Origin of the sequence: Streptomyces sp. NPDC056361 (assembly GCF_042262805.1) — a bacterium.
Classification (GTDB): Bacteria; Actinomycetota; Actinomycetes; order Streptomycetales; family Streptomycetaceae; genus Streptomyces.
Map to the genome: position 1 here is coordinate 1 of NZ_JBHJQI010000107.1, position 16,722 is coordinate 16,722.

The following is a 16,722-nucleotide window of genomic DNA, read 5'->3' on the forward strand; positions in this document are numbered from 1 at the left end:
GTCCCCGACGGACCCCCCGCTCCGGCGTGTCCGTCGGGGACACCCCGCTCCGGCGTGTCCGGATGTCAGCCGGGGCTGGCATCCTCGTACACATGAACGACGACGCCTTCTGGGCACTCATCGACGAGTTGAGCCGCCGCCCCGGTGACCGGGACGAGCGGCTGGAGTGGCTGCGGGAGGAGCTGATACGGCGTCCGGCCGCGGAGAGCGTGGCGTTCCAGGTGTGTCTCGAAGAGGCGTGCGAGACCGCCGACACGCGCGCGGTGTGGACCGCGGCGAACCGGGTCGAGGGCGGCGCCTGCACGGACGACGGCTTCCACTACTTCACGCTCTGGCTGGTGGGGCAGGGGAGCGAGGTGTACGCGTCGGTGGTCGCCGACCCGGACGCGCTGGCCGACGTGCCCGGGGTGCGGAGCCTCGCGGGCCGGCACCCCGACACGTGGGACGACGACGAGTGGCCCGAGTGGGAGGAGCTCGACTACGTCGCGCAGGACGCGTTCGACGAGCTGACCGGCCAGGAGGACGACGAGGGGGACGAGTTCCTCGACGCGGTCGAGGAGCTCGCGGAGGAGCGGGGAGAGCGGGAAGAGGACGAGGTGCTCCGGGGGTCCCGGCCGGAGGGGTTGGCGATACCCCGGCTCACCGCCCTCTTCCCGCTCCGGTCGTCCGGCTCCTAGGAGACGCCGGGACGCCCGGGGGCGGCCGGGGACGCCCGGTGACGGCCAGGCGTCCCCGGTGTCCCCGGCGCCCCCGGGGGCGTCAGGAGGCGGACGAGTTCCGGCGGCGGCCCAGGAGCAGGCTGCCGGCCGCGAAGGCGGCGACGGCACCCGCGCCCGCGAGGGCCAGGGGGAGCGGCGAGGAGGGGGTCGCGGCGGTCTCGGCGGAGAGGGCCGGGGCCTGCTCGTCGCCGCCGTGGCCCGCGTGGCTCACGGTGGACAGCTCGGCGCCCGCCGCGATCTTCGCCTCGCTCGGGGCCTTGGCCGCCTGGGTGCCCGTGCCCGCCGCCGCGGCGCTGCCGAAGGTGACGTCCGAGCAGCTGTAGAAGGCCTCGGGGCTGTCGTTGCGCTGCCACACCTGGTAGACGATGTGGCGGCCGGTGCGGGCCGGCAGGTTGCCGGTGAAGTTGTAGTAGCCGTCGGTCGAGGTGCGGGTGGTGTTGTAGACGGCGACGGGGGTCGCGTCCAGGTCCGACCATTTGAGCGGCTGCGTCGGGTCGAAGCCGGCCTTGGTGATGTAGATCGTCATGGTGCCCGAGTGGGGCGCGGTGACGCGGACCTTGAAGTCGAAGGAACCGGTGGCGACGGCCGTGGCGGGCCAGTCGGTGCGGGCCCAGTCCAGCGCGCGGTACTTGGCGCGGTTCGCCGAGCAGAGCTTGCCGTCCGGGATGAGGGCCTGGTGCTGTCCGTCGGCGTTGGCGATGTTGACCTCGTTCCAGTCGTACAGCGGCTGGGTGCCGGAGTCGGCGACGAGGTCCTTGCACACCTGCGACTTGGGCGTCTCGGGGCCCTCGGCGTAACAGGCGGCCACCCGGCTGACGGGGTTGAAGACCGCCCCGTGGGCGCCGGCCGTCGTGGGGGTGAGGGCGACGAGCGCGGCCGCGGACAGGGTGGCGGCGACGGCGGAGGTGCGGCGGTAGGAGGCCATGCGGGGGCTCTCTCTCGTGCGTGGGGGAGTACGGGACGAGCAACGCGCGCTGGGTGCACGGAAGTTGAATTCCGGGCGACCGGCGTAGAGCCTCGCATTGGTCCATACCAATGAGCAAGGGGGTGGGTCGAAAAAGCCGCGACGGCCCCCCGGGGTGCCGCACACCCGGGGAGCCGCCGCGGACCGATCGACGAGTCGAAGGCCTGGTCAGCCGTTCGCCAGCGCCTGTACGCGCGAGTAGTCGCCGTTGAAGTGGTTGTGGTCGCCGACCGTCGGGCCGGAGGACGTGTACTGCCAGATCGTGTAGTACGGCCACCCGGCCGGGAGTTCGCCGACCTCGGCGGCGTACCGCGCGATCCACAGCGGGTTGGTGTTCGCGAAGGCCGCGGAGTTGCCGGTGCACTGCTTCCACCAGCTCGTCGCCGTGTAGATCACCGGGTCGCGGCCGGTGCGGTACCGGTACCGGTTCACGAAGTCCTGGATCCACGCGACCATCCCGGACTGCGTCTTCCCGTAGCAGGTCGCGCCGTACGGGTTCCACTCGATGTCGAGCACCCCCGGCAGCGTCCTGCCGTCCTTCGACCAGCCGCCCCCGTTGTTCACGAAGTAGTCGGCCTGGGCCGCGCCGCTCGTCGTGTCCGGGGTCGCGAAGTGGTACGTGCCCCTGATCATGCCGACGTTGTACGAGCCGTTGTACTGCTGCGTGAAGTACGTGTTCTTGTAATACGTGCCTTCCGTCGCCTTGACGTAGGCCCACTTGACCCCGCTGTTCCACAGCGTGGACCACGCCACGTTGCCGTTGTGGCTGGAGACGTCCACGCCTTCCGTCTGGGCGGCCAGCGTCGCGGCGCCGCCGCCGGGCTTCACGCCCTTCCCGTCGTGCGCGATCACGCCCATGCCCATGTAGGCCGAACCGCGCGCCGGCGCGACCCGGGTGCCCGGGTCCTGCGCGGCACCGGCCGAACCGGCGAGGGGGAGGAGGAGTGCCAGTGCCGCGACCGCGGCACCGGCGAGGGTCGTTCCGGATCTGTGCACACGCATTGCGTGCCTCCGAAAGGCTCGGTGGGGGGACCTCTGTCGGGGGGGAGCGGACGCACCGCCGACACGTCATGGTGTGGACATGTCAGCCATCCGCCGCCGACGACGCTACGCACGTAGACCCCCCGGCGGAAGGGGGTCCGGATGCCGCCGTTGGTCTACTCCTGCGAAATACTGAAAGAGCTGCGGCGATGGCCGCGGCGGGAAGAAACTTTCAGCCGCCGGAAACCGGCGGCGGGGCCGCGGGGCGGCCACCGGGGACCACGCGGGAGGTGCTGACGTGCACGGAAGCGGTACGGGAAGTGAGGGCCGGGCCTCCGGGGACGGCGCGCGAGGCGCCCAGGCCGGTGCGGCTCCCGGAAGCGGCGTGCGGAGCGCCCAGGCCGGTGCGGCTCCCGGAAGCGGCGTGCGCAGTGCCCAGGCCGGTGCCGGCGCGGCTTCCGGCGTGGATCCCGAGTTCCTGGCGCTGGAGCGGGAGCTGGCGGTGTTCCTGCGGCGGGCGCGGGCGCAGTCCGGGGAGATGGCGCGGGAGGTGCATCCCGAGCTGGAGCCCGCGGCGTACGGGCTGTTCGTGCGGCTCGACGAGGTGGGGCCGCAGCGCGCGACGGAGCTGTCCGGGTACTTCGGGGTCGGCAAGGCGACGATGAGCCGGCAGCTGCGCGCGCTGGAGGTGCTCGGCCTCGTCGTACGGGACCCCGACCCGGCCGACGGGCGGGCCTCGCTGGTGCGGCTGACGGAGGAGGGGCGGGACCGGTTCCGGCACGTGCGGGACGCCCGGCGGGAGCGGTACGTGCGGAAGCTGGTGGACTGGGACCGCGCGGAGGTCGCGGAACTGGCCCGGCTGCTGCACCACTTCAACGTACGGTCGGAGGGCTGACCCCCTCCGGCGGTCCCAGCTCCACGTACGCCGCCGTGGCGTCGTCGTGCCGCTTCCAGCGGTGGGCGCCGCCCGCCTCGGCATCGGCGGCCTCCAGCGAGCGCACCCGGCGGAGGAGACCCGCGGGGCCTTCCTCGCGGAGGACGCCGAGGCAGTCCGACCAGTCGCCGGCGCCGAAGAGCTCCACCCAGCGGCTCGCCCCGTCCGTGAGCGCGGCGAGGGACCGCACCCCGGCACGGGGGGTCGTGCCGGTCACCGCGCGCGCGGCGACCGCGGGATCGGCGGCGGCGGTGAAGAAGCCGCCCTCCCGATTGCGAAGCCGGTCCGTCGCCGCGAGGGAGCGCCGGACCTCGTCCGGCACGCGGTCGAGCCGGTCGTCGAGCACCGCCCGCACCGTGCCGTCCGGTGCCTCCAGGAGGAGGGCGGAGTCCGAGAGGACGAGGTGCTCGACCGAGGTCGCGTCCCAACGCGCGAGGACCACGGTCGCCTGAGGCGTTCGCACGTGAGAAAGGTCACAGGTGTGTCGATGGGCGTCCGCGGTGCGCCGGATTGCCCGCGACAGGATCTCGGACAGGGGCATGTCCGGGCGGGAAGCGGACAGTTCGGTCAAAGCCCCACCGAGGCGCGCGGTGAACCAGGGCACGGTGTGCACACAACCGTCATCACCCGCGGGGGGTGTGACGCCGTCGAGCAGGACGACGGTTCCCCCGCGCCCCGAAGCGGGCAGAGCAGCGGCCACCCAGTCCTCGTTGGGGCGTTCGGGGCTGCCGGGGAGGGTGGCGACGTCGTTGCGCATGAGGCCCAGTGTGCCCGCCCGCGATCCGGCGGCCGCGCGCTCCTTCACGGAACCCGCAAACGACCGGAAATGGCCTGTACCAAAGGGCCGGCCGTGCCGCGCGAGGCGGAACGGACAGCTCCGGGGAGCTGCGGGCGGGCATCCTGCCAAAGCCCGCCCGGAAGATCCAACCGGGGGCCCGTGGGGGCCCGCGGGACGCGCCCGCGGAAGTTGTTTGCCAACTCGTGAATGTTGTTCACTCGTTCGGGTGGCGGAGCGGCCGATGCGCGCCCCCTTCCCAGAAGCGCTGGAATGGTCGGAAGCCGTACCAGGGGTGGGGGCGCTCCATGTGACCGGTCGTCACCTCTGCTTTGTGGGCGGACGAGTCAAGAATGCGAGCACCGGTGCAGATGAAGCGGCCTCGGAGCAAGAACGGCACGCGGAGCCAGGCCCCCGGTGCGGAGCCGACCCCGGACGGCGTCGCCACGCCGACCGCACAGCCCAAGACCCCCGCGGGACGCTCCAAGCGCGTCCGCAACCGCCTGGTCGCCGGCGTCGCCCTCGTCGGCGTCACCGTCCTGGCCGCCGGGGCCCCCGCGGTCCTCACGGCCTCCGCCGAGCTGACCGACTCCCAGAACCTGGTCACGCTCGCCGAGCTCGACCGGCAGGCCGTCACCCTGGCGCACTCCCTCGCCGACGAGCGCGACGAGGTCGTCGCGTACATCGCGGCCGGCCGCGACGCCCAGACCGGCGACGCCAAGCACCGGCGCCAGATCACCGACACCCGCTCCACCCGCGTCGACCGGCAGATAGACGAGATCCGGCCCGCCGCCCCCACCGAACTCCGGCGGGACCTCGCGGGCGTGCCCTCCATCCGCCGTGCCGCCCTCACCGGCAAGGGCACGGCCCTGGAGGCCCACAAGGCGTACTCGGACGTCATCACCAAGCTCCAGGCCCTCGCCGACGAGCTCGCCGACAAGACCCCGGCCCGCGCCGCCGACGCCTCGCTCACCGAGGCCACCCGCGCCCCGGCCGCCCTCGGCCGCGCCGTCGAACAGGCCTCCGCCACCCGCGGCCTGCTCCTCGCCGCGCTCGCCGTGCCGCAGCCCGAACCCACCGGGGAAGTCCACTACGACGCCACGTCCGGCACCTACGTCGCCGACGTGCCCGAAGGGGCCGCGGAGGCCGCCCGCGCCCGCGACGCCCTCACCGCCGCCGCCCAGCTGGCCCGCGTCCGCGAACTCGCCGCCCTCGGCGACTTCGACCAGGCCGCCGGATCCGCCGCCCGCGACTCCCTCGCCGCCACCGTCACCGGCCCCGACGTCAAGAGCGCCGAACGCTCGCTCGCGGCCCTCACCGACCAGCCCCGCCTCACCGAGGCCGAGCGCGCGACCGACCCGGCCGGCCTGGAGGCCGCCCTCTCCGCCCGCATCGAGCAGATGCGCGGCGTCGAGTCCGCCCTCGCCACCGCGCGCGTCGAGCGGCTCGGCGGGCTCCGCGACGACGACGTCACCGCCCTCGAACTGCGCCTCGCCTACCTCGCCGGCTGCTTCCTGGTCGCGATCGGCATCTCCACCTACGTCGCCCGCACCCTCACCCGGCCCCTCGCCGTCCTCCGCATCGGTGCCGCCCGGCTCGCCGCCGCCCCGGCGCCGCAGACGGAGGAGCCGGTCCGCTTCACCGGCCGCAACGACGAGTTCGCCCAGGTCGTGCGCTCCCTCAACACCCTGCACGGCAAGCTCTCGGGCCTCGCCGCGCACACCGAGCGGCTCACCGACGAGCGGGCCGACCTCGCCGCGGCCAAGGAGGCCGTCGGCGCCGAGCTCGCCGCCCAGCGCGCGGACCTCCAGGGCCGCGTCGCGCTCCTGACCGCCGACCTCGAACGGCTCCGGAGCACCGTCCACCACACCTTCGTCAACCTCTCGCTGCGCAGCCTCGGGCTCGTCGAGCGCCAGCTCGCCGTCATCGAGAAGCTGGAGGAGCGCGAGCAGGACCCGGACCGCCTCGGCACCCTGTTCAAGCTCGACCACCTGGCGACGGTCATGCGCCGCCACAGCGAGAACCTCCTCGTCCTCGCCGGCCACGAGCACGTCCACGGGCACGCGGGACCCGTCCCGCTGGTCGACGTCCTGCGCGCCGCCGTCAGCGAGATCGAGCGGTACGAGCGGGTGACCATCCAGTCCCTGCCGCCGCACGCCCAGGTCGCCGGCTTCGCCGCGGACGACCTCAGCCACCTGGTCGCGGAGCTGCTGGAGAACGCCACCTCCTTCTCGCCGCCCGACGCCGAGGTCCAGCTCTCCGGCTGGCTCCTGGAGACCGGCGAGGTGATGCTCTCCGTGCAGGACGCGGGCATCGGCATGACCGCCTCCCGGTTCGCCGAGCTCAACGCCCGGCTGGCCGAGGCCGATCCGGACGCCTTCGACGGCGAGGGCCTCGGCATGCGGGTCATCGCCCTGCTCGCCGCCCGCCACGGCGTGCGCGTCGAGCTCCGCGAGCAGCAGCCGGGCGGCACGGCGGCCGTCGTGGTCCTCCCGCTGCCCCTGCTGCCCACCGCCCCGCCGGCCACCGTGTCCCACCCCGTACGGGTGGCGGGCGCGGCCCCCGTGATCCAGCTCCCCGGCTCGGCCGCGGAGGCCAACTCCAACACCCTGCCGTCCCGCACCCGCGACCCCCTCGTCGAGGCCGCCGAGCGGGCCATCCTCGCGGCGGAGGCGGCGGGCGAGGTGACCGCCCGCACCCCCGAACCAGAGCCGGAGTACAGCCTGGATCAGGAGTACAGCCGGGAGCGGGAGTACAGCCCGGAGCGGGAGCACAGCCCGGAGGGCGAGTACGCCTCCGAGCCGGAGTACAGGCCGGAGCCGGAAGAGGCCCCCGAGCCGGGAGCCGAGCAGGAGTACGCCTCCGAGCCGGTGTACGCCTCCGAGCCCGAGCCGGAGTACGCCCCGGAGCCCGAGCCGGTGTACGCACCCGAGCCCGAGCCCGCCTACGCCCCCCTCGGGGAGTCCGTCTCCGAGACCACGCTCCAGGTGCGGCTGCCCGACCCGCCGCCGGAGCCGGACGCCCACGAGCGCGCGGCCGAGCACGTCGAGGCCGCCCACCGTGTGGACGCCCCGGCGGCCGTCGAGCCCGAGCCCGTGCCGGTGACCGACCCGGTGACCGATCCGGCGATCGACCCGGCGGTGCCCGGGCCGCGCCCCGCGCAGTGGGAGCGGGTCACCGACAAGGGCCTGCCGAAGCGGACCCCGCAGGTGGTCCGTCAGCCCGGCACCGCCGCCACCACCCGTAAGAGCGGCGTGGACGCGGAGGCGCTGCGACGGCGCCTCGGCGGCTTCCACCAGGGAGCCAAGGCCGGACGACGCGACGTGGAGGCCGAGTTGGGCACGGAGCGGATGGACACGGCGGGGACCGAGGCCATAAGGACTGCACGTACAGGGGAGACGGCGGGGGACACAGTCGAGGAGGCACGCAGTTGACCGCGACGGGAACGTTCGGACTGAGCACGGAGGCCCGCAACCTGCAATGGCTGCTGGGCAATCTGGTCGAGGAGGTGCCCGGCGTCCGCTCGGTCGCCGTGGTCTCCTCCGACGGCCTCCTGCTGCTCTCGTCCGACCCGGCTGTCCAGGAGGCCGCGACGGCCGCCGACGAACCCGCCCGCCCGGGCGGGCCGCGCGGCTCCAGCGCCGACCTGGCCACCATCGTCTCCGGCATCGGCAGCCTGACCATCGGCGCCGCCCGGCTGATGGACGGCGGCGGGGTCAAGCAGACCATGGTGGCGATGGAGGACGGCAGCGTCTTCGTGATGTCGATCAGCGACGGCTCGCTGCTCGGCGTGCACGCCACGCCCGACTGCGACATGAGCGTCGTGGCGTACCACATGGCGCTCTTCGTGGGCCGCGCCGGACACGTCCTCACCCCCGAAGTCCGCAGCGAGCTGCGCAAGTCGATGGAGAGCCCCCGATGACGTCCATGTCCTCGGCCCATCACGCCCACAGGCTGCCGGTACGGGGGGAGGGGCGGCGCCCCGCGCGCGTGCGCCCCTACTCGCTGACCGGCGGCCGGACCCGCTTCGGGCACATCCTGCTCGTCGAGACCTTCGTGGCGGCGCTCGAAGCGCCCGCCGCCCGCAAGGTCCTGACGGACGGCGGGCCCCTGGCCCGCGGTCTGATGCCGGAGATGCGGGCCATCGTCGAGATCTGCCGCAGGATGCGGACGGTCGCGGAGATCTCGGCGCTTCTCAAGATGCCGTTGGGGGTCGTCCGGGTGCTGCTCAGCGACCTGGCCGACCAGGGAAAGATCCGTGTGTACGGGACCGGTCACGGCACCGGCCAGCCCGACCGCGCGCTCCTCGAAAGGGTGCTGAGTGGACTCCGTCGTCTCTGACGCCTCCGCCGTCTCCGAATCACCGGCGGTCGCGGGCATTCCCGCGCAGCCCCAGGCCGACCTGTTTGCCCCGGGTGCCCGTGAACCGGGCATACCCGGGCCGGACGCCGAGGACGGCGCCCAGGACTGGCAGCTCGACCACACCCGCGCCCCGATCGCGACGAAGATCGTCGTCGCGGGCGGCTTCGGCGTCGGCAAGACCACGTTCGTCCGCGCGGTCTCGGAGATCACCCCGCTCCAGACCGAGGCGCTGATGACCCGGGCGAGCGAGGGCACCGACGACCTCACGGCGACGCCGGACAAGCTCACCACCACGGTCGCGATGGACTTCGGCCGGATCACGCTCGACGACGACCTGGTGCTGTACGTCTTCGGTACGCCGGGGCAGCAGCGCTTCTGGTTCATGTGGGACGACCTGGTGCGCGGTGCGATCGGCGCGATCGTGCTGGCCGACACCCGGCGGCTCACGGACTGCTTCCCGGCCCTCGACTACTTCGAGAGCTGCGGACTGCCGTACATCGTGGCCGTCAACCACTTCGAGGGCACCGAGGCGTTCGAGCCGGAGGACGTCAGGGAGGCCCTGACCGTCTCCACGGACGTCCCCGTGGTGATCATGGATGCGCGCAAGCGCTACAGCGTCGTCGAGAGCCTGCTCGCGATGGTCGCGCACGCGCTCGAAGCCACCCCCGAATAGCCGTCCCCGTCGGTCACAGTCGCCAGGAGCACCAGCCATGCGGAAGATACTCATAGTCGGCGCGGGCCAGTCCGGCCTGCAGCTCGCCCTCGGACTCCAGTCGCAGGGGTACGAGGTCACCCTCATGTCGAACCGGACGGCGGACGAGATCCGGTCCGGCCGCGTCATGTCCACCCAGTGCATGTTCGACACCGCGCTCCAGCACGAGCGGGACCTGGGGATCAACTTCTGGGAGTCCCAGGCGCCGCGCATCGAGGGCCTCGGCGTCTCCGTCGCCGGCCCCGACTCCGCCCGGGTGATCGACTGGGTCGGGAAGCTGGACGGGTACGCCCAGTCCGTCGACCAGCGCGTGAAGATGGCCGGCTGGATGGAGACCTTCGCCCAGCGCGGCGGCCAGCTGGTGATACACGGCGTGGCCGTCGGAGACCTGGACTACTTCTCCCGCAGCTACGACCTGGTGCTCGTCGCCGCGGGCAAGGGCGAGCTGGTCTCCATGTTCGGCCGGGACGCGTCCCGTTCGCCGTACTCCGAGCCGCAGCGCGCGCTGGCCGTCGCGTACGTCCACGGCCTCGGCCCGCGCCCCGAGCACCCCGACTTCGACGCGGTCCGCTGCAACGTGGTGCCGGGCGTCGGCGAGCTCTTCGTCATGCCGACCCTCACCACCGGCGGCCGTGCCGACATCCTCTTCTGGGAGGGCGTCCCCGGCGGTCCGCTCGACGCCTTCCAGGGCGTCAAGGACCCCTCCGAGCACCTGGCGCTCACGCTGGAGCTGATGGAGAAGTTCACGCCGTGGGAGTACGCCCGGGCCACCAGGGTCGAGCTCACCGACGCGGGCGGCACCCTCGCCGGCCGGTACGCGCCGACGGTCCGCAACCCGATCGGCCGGCTCCCCGGCGGCGGCCTGGTCCTCGGCGTCGCGGACGTCGTCGTCGCCAACGACCCGATCACCGGCCAGGGCTCCAACTCGGCGGCCAAGTGCGCCGCCGCCTACCTCGCCGCCATCGTCGAGCAGGGCGACAAGCCCTTCGACGAGGAGTGGATGCAGGGCGCCTTCGACCGCTACTGGCAGACGGCCCAGCACGTCACCAAGTGGACGAACGCCATGCTGTCCCCGCCGCCGGAGCACGTCCTCAACCTCCTCGGCGCCGCCGGCCAGCTCCCGCCCGTCGCCGACCGCTTCGCCAACGGCTTCAACGACCCCTCCGACTTCGAGAACTTCTTCTTCGACCCGGAGAAGACGTCCGCCTACCTGGCGTCGGTCTCCGCGGGCTGACGCACCGTCGGTCCGCGATGCGGCGGTCGGCGGTCACCTTCCCCCGGGTCCGTTCACCGGCCTGGGGGATCCGTCACGCGAACGGCGCCGCGTCCGGGTGACGGAACGTGACCATTCAGGGGTTCGGGCGTTCGTGCGGGCGTGAAGATCACCTTGCGACGTACCGTCGCCTCCCTCGCCCTTGTCGGGGCAATCCTGGGTTCGGCCGCCGCTCAGGCCGCCGCCGCGCCCCTCGCCACTGCCACGGAGACCGGCTCCGGCGTCCTCACGAGTACCGTGGCCCCTCTGGAGAACTTCGCCTACGCGGCCTTGCAGGGCGTGCTGAACGCGGCGTCAGGGCGCCCGGCCCCGACCGCGGCCGTCGCACCCGGCACGGCCGCCACCACCACCGTCCCGGCGGGCACGTCGAGTGCCACGTCGGGCGCGGCTGCGGCGACGCAGGCCGGCTACGAGAACGCGCTGTACGGGGCCTCGGGTCTCGGCATCCTTGTCGGAGCGGCGGTTCCGAAGGCCTAGCCGGACGGTCGGAGGGAAGCCGTCGGCGGGGGCCGGTGCCGGGGCGGCAGGGGGGCTCCGAAATCGGGTCGATCGGCGGGGTGCCGGTGATCCAGGATGAGGGACATGTCCCTCTCGAACACCCTTGCCCGTGTGGATGCCGACCTGGCGGCCGGACGCGTGCCCATGGCGCGTCAGCGCCTGCGCGGCCTGGTCTCGTCCTTTCCGTGGGACCTGACGCTCCGGCGCAGGCTCGGCGAGGTGTACCGGCTGTACGGGGACGTGGCGGAGGCGGGGCGGTGGATGTACCTCGAAGAGGACCGGCGGGAGGACGAGACGGCGGCGTTCGAGGAGAGGTACGGGTCCACGGGGTGGCGGATGAAGGCGCTCGCGTGGCGGGGGCCGGAGGCGCTGGCGGCGACGGTCGTCGCCGAGGAGCGGCTCGTGGCGCTGCGGACCGCGCGCGAGCAGGAGCGGGGGCGCGCGGTCGACTGGGACGAACCGGCCTCCTACGAGGACGACGGGGAGGACGACGGGGAACACGCGCCCGGCGCCGACGGGTGGAGTGTCGGCGGGGTGCTGATGGGGCTCGGGTGCCTGGTGGGGTGTGTGGCGTTCGCGGCGGTCTGGGTGATCGGGGTGATCACGCTCTTCGAGTAGGGCCGTGACCGCTCGGCGTGGCGGACGGTGAGGCGGCCGGCGGCGAAACCGGCGGTCGGTGCCTCGTCGAGGCAAGGTCCCTGCGGGGAGGGGGAGTTCAGCCCCGGTCGAAGCCCTCGTCCGCTCCGGCCGTGGCGTTCGGGGGGAGGTCGGGCGGGGTGTAGGCGGCCAGGGCCCGGCCGCTCGGATCGGGGCGTACGGCTCCGAGCAGGGGGTTCGCCGCGACGGGGGAGACCTTCACCTTGCCGCCGGGGCGCGGCGCCTGTACGACCAGGCCGCCGCCGAGGTAGAGCGCCACATGGGTGGCGCCCGGGAAGTACACGACCAGGTCGCCGGGGCGCAGTTCGGTGAGCGCGACGCGGGGCAGGGTCGCCCACTGCTCCTGGCTGGTGCGCGGGATCTCCCGCCCCGCCGCCGCCCACGCCCGCTGGGTCAGCCCCGAGCAGTCGTACGAGTCGGGGCCCTCCGCCCCCCACTCGTACGGCTTGCCGATCTCGCCCACCGCGAAGCGCAGTGCGTCCGCGCCCGCCCGCGAGGGCGTGCGGGTGCCGTCCAGGACGCCGGAGTCGAGCAGTTCGCGCTGCGCGCCCGCGGTCTGGACGCGCTCCAGCTCGGTGAGCCGGGCGAGTTGCTCCGGCGAGAGGCCGGCGAGCAGCTTCTCCACCTCCCGCAGCCTGCGCGTCACCTCGTCGCGCCGGGTGCGTTGCGCCGCCGCCAGGGTCTGCTGCCGGTCCAGGGCCTTGCGCGAGGCGCTCGCGAGGGCGTCGGCCTTCCGTTCGGCCCCTTCGAGCCGTTCGACGGCGGTGGCCCGGCCGCGGGCCGCGCGGGCCATCAGGTGCCCCTGGTCGAGCGCCGACTGGGGGTCCGGCGAGAACAGCAGCCGCACGTACGAGGAGAACTCGGACCTCCCCTGGTACTGCTCCCGGGCGATCCGTCCCGCCTCCGCGCGCCCCTGGGCGAGGGCGGTACGGGCGGCGGTGAGCCGGGCCGTGACCTTCCTGGTGTCGGCCGTCTGGACCTTCAGTGCCTCCTCGGCGGCGTTGAACCGCTCGGTGGCCTCCTCGGCCTGCTGGTACAGCGCGCGCAGCCGGGTGAGGAGGCCGGTCACGGAGTCGCCGCCGGGTGGGGGGAGGGCGGCGGCGTCGTCGTCGGGCGGGGTGGTGGAGGGACGGGCGGAGGGGGGCGCCGAGGCGGTCGGGTCGAGGGGGCCGGCCGGGGCGAGGGGGGTCGCCGGGTCGGTCGGCGGGGCGGGCGGACCGAGCGGATCGGCGGGGTCGGCCGTCGGGGCGAGGGGGGCGACCGGGCGGGTCGGATCCGTGGTCGGATCCGTGGTCGGGACGGCCGACGGGTCGACCGGGCCCACCGGTTCCGCCGACGGGTCGGCCCAGGCGATGGGGGCTTCCGCCGGGGAGTCCGAGGGCGGGTCGGGCAGGGCGGTGCCCGCGGCCGGGAGCGCCCCGGTGAGCGCGGTCGCGGCGGCGAGGGCCCCCGTGCAGACCGTGCGCAGCAGCCTTCGTGACACGTCACCACCTCCATGGGGATGATGACGCGTCACTTCATCCGATTACCGTACGAACCGGGGCGCGTCCGGCGCCCTCACCCGTTCGGCTCAGCGTCCTGCGCGGGGGCGCCGCTCGGCTTGGACCACGGCCACTTCAGTTCGCGCCGCTCGCGGCCCTCGGGGGCGTACTGGTAGACCCAGCCGCGCTGGAGGCCGAGGCGCTTCGTGTACCCCGCCGGTTCGCGCCGGTAGGCGTACAGGGCCGGCGGGCGCCCGTCGCGGGCCGGGACCGGGACCTCGTACCACTTCGGCGGGTGGCCGGTCGGGCCGAGGAGGATCGGCAGGACCCGGCCGTCGAGGGGGCCGCCGCGGAAGGGGGTGTTCTCGCTCTTCACCCCTCCAGTCTCTCCCGGGCGGCCTCCGGCACCGGCTCACAGCAGGTGCGCCGCCTCGCCGACCACCGGGATCACCTTGCGGGCGAGCGTCGCCACCGGGCCGGTGGCCGTCTCCTGCGCGAGGAGCCGCCGGACGACCCCCGCCGTCTCCGCGTCGCTCGCCGACGTCGCCGCGAGGAGGGCGACGAGGTGGTCGACGAGCCATTCCCGCAGCTCCCGGGCCGGCGGCTGCTTCTCCTCGTCGAGCCAGATGAGCGAGGCCGCCTCCACGGCGGCGATCCACGTGCGGACCAGCAGCGAGAGCCGGGGGCCCGGCCGCTCCGCCCCGAGGTGGACGAGGATCTGCTCGGCGGCGGCCCGGCGCACCTCGTCGACGATCGCGCTGGTCCGGGAGGTCTCGGCGACGCTGCCGCCGCGCAGCAGGGCGCTGAACCCGGCGTCGTGCTCGTCGACGAAGGCCAGGTACCGGTCGAGCACCCGGCCGAGCCGCTCCGTGGGCGGCCCGTCCTGCGGCTCGGTGAAGCAGTGGTTCAGGGCGTCGGCGGAGGACCGCAGGGCGGCCTCGTACAGCTGCTGCTTGCCGCCGGGGAAGTACCGGTAGACGAGGGGCCGCGAGACGCCGGCCGCCTCGGCGACGTCGTCGAGGGAGACGTCCTCGGGCGTCCGGTGGGCGAAGAGCCCCAGGGCGGCGTCGAGCAGCTGCCCGCGCCGCTCCTCGACGGTGAGCCTGCGGTACGCGGGAGTGGCGGCGCTGGTCATGTCCGCAGCGTAGCCGCGGAGCGTCCCCCTCAGGCGAGCAGGCCCGAGGACTTCCAGAGGCGGCGGCCCGGCCCGCGCAGCACGCCGATGTCGTCGAGGAAGTCGGTGAGCCGCTTCGCCCCGGATCGCATGACCTCCTGCCGGTGCCCGCTCGCCCGCACCTGGGCGACGGCCTGCCGGCGGTCCAGGCCCACGGCCTCGTACACCCCGGGGTTGACGAAGCAGGTGGAGAAGACCCGGGCGGCCTCCCCGCAGCTCAGCCGGGTGAACTCCTGCTCCCAGCGCGGGGCGGTCGCCATCTGGCGGCGCAGCTCCTCGCGGGCGTACCGCACGTGGCGGGCCTCCTCGACGACGTGGATCCGGGTCACCCCGCGCACCAGGGTCTGCACCCGCTCGTCCGGGAAGGTCAGGCGCTGCATCCAGTCGAGGATCTCCTCGCCGAGCAGGGTGGCGGCGAAGGAGCCGGGGGTGGTGGAGACGGTCTTCAGGATCCGCGCGAGGTTGTGGTAGATCCGCGGCACCGGGTACGCCGGGGTGCCGCCGCGGGTGATCAGCCGGGCGAACATCATCGAGTGGCGGCACTCGTCGGCGATCTCGGTGAGCGCGTAGCGGACGTGATGGCTGGTCAGGGACTTGTCGTAGATGTGCCGGACGAGCAGCTGCATCAGGATGATCTCGAACCAGATGCCGAGGGAGGCGAGGGAGGCGGCCTCGTGGCGGGAGAGGGCGATCCGCTGCTCCTCGGACATCCGGCGCCAGAGCGGGGTGTCGTAGAGGGAGACGAGCTCGGGGGGCCAGAACCATTTGCCGTCCTCGAAGGGGGAGTCCCAGTCGAGTTCGGTGTCCGGGTCGAAGGAGTGCTTCCGCGAGGACTCCAGGAGGCGTTCGGCGACCTGCTCACGGTCGCGCAGCGGCCCCAGGGCGTCCCGGAGGAGGCTGAAGTCGGGCTCGGTGAAGGGGGTCATGGTCCGGGCACCTCGCTGCGCTCGCCGTCGCGTTACCGGTGGTCACCTTGTATGAGACTGCCCGTCAGCAAGCCCGTCAATCCCTTGCGCGCGACTTGTTGACGACCCGTCTACCACCGTGTGAGCCTGCTGGAAACGGACGGAAGGAGTCGTCAGTGTCGACGCACGACCTCTATGTCAACGCCCCCGCCGGACCCGTATGGCAGGTGCCCGCCACCGGTGCCGCCCGCTTCTCCTGGGACTACGACGACGGCCGCGAGCGCCTCCTCGCCCTCTACCGCAAGGGCAAGGACAAGCAGTGGGACGGGGCCACCCGCATCGACTGGGACCTGGACGTCGACCCGTACGACCCGCTCGGCACCCCCGACGAGGTCCTGAACCTGTACGGCACCCGCCACTGGGCCAAGATGACCGAGAAGGACAAGGGCGACCTGCGGCGCCACTACTCCTCCTGGCAGTTCAGCCAGTTCCTCCACGGCGAGCAGGGCGCGATGATCTGCGCCGCCCGGATCGTCGAGTCCGTCCCCGACCTCGACGCCAAGTTCTACTCGGCCACCCAGACCATGGACGAGGCCCGGCACGCCGAGATCTACGGCCGCTTCCTCCACGAGAAGATCGGGATGCTCTACCCGATCAACGACGACCTCCAGGGCCTGCTCGACGACACCCTGCGCGACTCCCGCTGGGACATGCCCTACCTCGGCATGCAGGTCCTCATCGAAGGCCTCGCCCTCGCCGCCTTCGGCATGATCCGCGACACCACCGACAAGCCGCTGCCCAAGCAGATCCTGGCGTACGTGATGCAGGACGAGGCACGGCACGTGGCCTTCGGCCGGATGGCGCTGCGCGACTACTACCGGCAGCTCTCCGACGCCGAACTCCGCGAGCGCGAGGAGTTCGTCATCGAGGGCTGCCACCTGATGCGCGACCGGCTGCGCGGGGTCGAGGTCCTGGAGAACTTCGGCATCCCGAGGAAGGAGGCCGAGGAGCTCAGCGAGCAGAGCGAGTTCCTGCACCTCTTCCGCAAGCTCCTCTTCAGTCGGATCGTCCCCTGCGTCAAGGACATCGGCCTCTGGGGCGAGCGCCTCCAGAAGGCCTACCTCGACATGGGCGTCTTCGACCTCGGCGACTCCAACCTGGACCTCCTGATGACCCAGGACGAGGAGATCGCCGAACGCCTCGACGCGCAGCGGTTCGCGGCGGAGGAACGGGCCCGCGTCACGGAGGTCGCGGACGCGATCACGCGGGGCGCGGCGGAGGAGTGAC

Annotated in this window: 17 protein-coding genes; 10 read left to right on the forward strand and 7 right to left on the reverse strand. The window is 73.4% G+C overall.

Translation table 11 applies throughout. The features are described 5' to 3' along the window. Positions 1-92 precede the first annotated feature (92 nt). Positions 93-677 carry a DUF4240 domain-containing protein gene (locus ACFCY7_RS28410; RefSeq protein ID WP_376488904.1) on the forward strand — a complete coding sequence of 195 codons (585 nt, stop codon included), beginning with the start codon at positions 93-95 and terminating at the stop codon, positions 675-677. An 82-nt stretch (positions 678-759) separates the two neighbouring features. Here the strand turns inward: ACFCY7_RS28410 and ACFCY7_RS28415 are convergent, their stop codons facing one another. After that, complete coding sequence (locus ACFCY7_RS28415) at positions 760-1,644, reverse strand: lytic polysaccharide monooxygenase (RefSeq protein WP_376488905.1); 885 nt, start codon at positions 1,642-1,644, stop codon at positions 760-762. Between the two features lie 207 nt (positions 1,645-1,851). Further along, entirely contained in the window at positions 1,852-2,685 is an 834-nt protein-coding gene (locus tag ACFCY7_RS28420) for a lysozyme (protein ID WP_376488906.1), read from the reverse strand. A 403-nt stretch (positions 2,686-3,088) separates the two neighbouring features. Between ACFCY7_RS28420 and ACFCY7_RS28425 the strand changes: the two genes are divergently transcribed. Then, on the forward strand, positions 3,089-3,559 hold the full coding sequence (locus ACFCY7_RS28425; RefSeq protein WP_376488907.1) for a MarR family winged helix-turn-helix transcriptional regulator: 471 nt from the start codon (positions 3,089-3,091) through the stop codon (positions 3,557-3,559). Here ACFCY7_RS28425 and ACFCY7_RS28430 read toward each other — a convergent pair. Then, positions 3,537-4,355 (reverse strand): hypothetical protein, encoded by an 819-nt coding sequence (locus ACFCY7_RS28430; protein WP_376488908.1) that lies wholly within the window; start codon positions 4,353-4,355, stop codon positions 3,537-3,539. The two genes, ACFCY7_RS28425 and ACFCY7_RS28430, sit on opposite strands and share 23 nt — an antisense overlap. 371 nt (positions 4,356-4,726) lie before the next feature. Here ACFCY7_RS28430 and ACFCY7_RS28435 point away from each other — a divergent pair, with 371 nt between their 5' ends. The 7 genes from ACFCY7_RS28435 (at position 4,727) to ACFCY7_RS28465 (ending at position 11,836) form a co-directional block, all read left to right on the forward strand. Further along, the gene (locus ACFCY7_RS28435; protein ID WP_376488909.1) at positions 4,727-7,807 is read left to right on the forward strand and encodes a nitrate- and nitrite sensing domain-containing protein; all 3,081 of its coding nucleotides are present in this window, start codon (positions 4,727-4,729) and stop codon (positions 7,805-7,807) included. Next, positions 7,804-8,295 (forward strand): roadblock/LC7 domain-containing protein, encoded by a 492-nt coding sequence (locus ACFCY7_RS28440; RefSeq protein ID WP_376488910.1) that lies wholly within the window; start codon positions 7,804-7,806, stop codon positions 8,293-8,295. The genes ACFCY7_RS28435 and ACFCY7_RS28440 overlap by 4 nt, the downstream gene beginning before the upstream one ends. Next, positions 8,292-8,714 (forward strand): DUF742 domain-containing protein, encoded by a 423-nt coding sequence (locus ACFCY7_RS28445; protein WP_376488911.1) that lies wholly within the window; start codon positions 8,292-8,294, stop codon positions 8,712-8,714. The genes ACFCY7_RS28440 and ACFCY7_RS28445 overlap by 4 nt, the downstream gene beginning before the upstream one ends. Before the next feature lie 37 nt (positions 8,715-8,751). Further along, entirely contained in the window at positions 8,752-9,408 is a 657-nt protein-coding gene (locus ACFCY7_RS28450; RefSeq protein WP_376488929.1) for an ATP/GTP-binding protein, read from the forward strand. Between the two features lie 37 nt (positions 9,409-9,445). Then, the gene (locus ACFCY7_RS28455) at positions 9,446-10,681 is read left to right on the forward strand and encodes a styrene monooxygenase/indole monooxygenase family protein (protein ID WP_376488912.1); all 1,236 of its coding nucleotides are present in this window, start codon (positions 9,446-9,448) and stop codon (positions 10,679-10,681) included. 141 nt (positions 10,682-10,822) lie between these two features. Continuing rightward, positions 10,823-11,197 carry a hypothetical protein gene (locus tag ACFCY7_RS28460; protein WP_376488913.1) on the forward strand — a complete coding sequence of 125 codons (375 nt, stop codon included), beginning with the start codon at positions 10,823-10,825 and terminating at the stop codon, positions 11,195-11,197. Between the two features lie 105 nt (positions 11,198-11,302). Then, the gene (locus tag ACFCY7_RS28465; protein WP_376488914.1) at positions 11,303-11,836 is read left to right on the forward strand and encodes a DUF6584 family protein; all 534 of its coding nucleotides are present in this window, start codon (positions 11,303-11,305) and stop codon (positions 11,834-11,836) included. A gap of 97 nt (positions 11,837-11,933) precedes the next feature. Here the strand turns inward: ACFCY7_RS28465 and ACFCY7_RS28470 are convergent, their stop codons facing one another. From ACFCY7_RS28470 to ACFCY7_RS28485, 4 genes are all read right to left on the reverse strand, one after another. After that, positions 11,934-13,358 (reverse strand): NlpC/P60 family protein, encoded by a 1,425-nt coding sequence (locus tag ACFCY7_RS28470; RefSeq protein ID WP_376488915.1) that lies wholly within the window; start codon positions 13,356-13,358, stop codon positions 11,934-11,936. A 74-nt stretch (positions 13,359-13,432) separates the two neighbouring features. Beyond that, a complete protein-coding gene (locus tag ACFCY7_RS28475; RefSeq protein WP_376488916.1) occupies positions 13,433-13,732 on the reverse strand; it encodes a hypothetical protein in 300 nt (99 codons plus the stop codon). Positions 13,733-13,768: 36 nt separating this feature from the next. Next, positions 13,769-14,491, reverse strand: coding sequence for a TetR/AcrR family transcriptional regulator (locus ACFCY7_RS28480; RefSeq protein WP_376488917.1), 723 nt, complete (start codon positions 14,489-14,491; stop codon positions 13,769-13,771). Positions 14,492-14,520: 29 nt separating this feature from the next. After that, complete coding sequence (locus ACFCY7_RS28485; RefSeq protein WP_376488918.1) at positions 14,521-15,456, reverse strand: diiron oxygenase; 936 nt, start codon at positions 15,454-15,456, stop codon at positions 14,521-14,523. Positions 15,457-15,611: 155 nt separating this feature from the next. Between ACFCY7_RS28485 and ACFCY7_RS28490 the strand changes: the two genes are divergently transcribed. Then, complete coding sequence (locus ACFCY7_RS28490; RefSeq protein WP_376488919.1) at positions 15,612-16,721, forward strand: ferritin-like domain-containing protein; 1,110 nt, start codon at positions 15,612-15,614, stop codon at positions 16,719-16,721. The last annotated feature ends 1 nt before the right edge of the window (position 16,722 follow it).

What these genes read in the sequence shown, in the direction of transcription:
- ACFCY7_RS28415 (WP_376488905.1), bottom strand. Translation starts at nt 1,644, where the DNA reads ATGGCCTCCTACCGCCGCACCTCCGCCGTCGCCGCCACCCTGTCCGCG.
- ACFCY7_RS28485 (WP_376488918.1), bottom strand. Translation starts at nt 15,456, where the DNA reads ATGACCCCCTTCACCGAGCCCGACTTCAGCCTCCTCCGGGACGCCCTG.
- ACFCY7_RS28410 (WP_376488904.1), top strand. Translation starts at nt 93, where the DNA reads ATGAACGACGACGCCTTCTGGGCACTCATCGACGAGTTGAGCCGCCGC.
- ACFCY7_RS28445 (WP_376488911.1), top strand. Translation starts at nt 8,292, where the DNA reads ATGACGTCCATGTCCTCGGCCCATCACGCCCACAGGCTGCCGGTACGG.
- ACFCY7_RS28435 (WP_376488909.1), top strand. Translation starts at nt 4,727, where the DNA reads ATGCGAGCACCGGTGCAGATGAAGCGGCCTCGGAGCAAGAACGGCACG.
- ACFCY7_RS28480 (WP_376488917.1), bottom strand. Translation starts at nt 14,491, where the DNA reads ATGACCAGCGCCGCCACTCCCGCGTACCGCAGGCTCACCGTCGAGGAG.
- ACFCY7_RS28430 (WP_376488908.1), bottom strand. Translation starts at nt 4,355, where the DNA reads ATGCGCAACGACGTCGCCACCCTCCCCGGCAGCCCCGAACGCCCCAAC.
- ACFCY7_RS28420 (WP_376488906.1), bottom strand. Translation starts at nt 2,685, where the DNA reads ATGCGTGTGCACAGATCCGGAACGACCCTCGCCGGTGCCGCGGTCGCG.
- ACFCY7_RS28455 (WP_376488912.1), top strand. Translation starts at nt 9,446, where the DNA reads ATGCGGAAGATACTCATAGTCGGCGCGGGCCAGTCCGGCCTGCAGCTC.
- ACFCY7_RS28465 (WP_376488914.1), top strand. Translation starts at nt 11,303, where the DNA reads ATGTCCCTCTCGAACACCCTTGCCCGTGTGGATGCCGACCTGGCGGCC.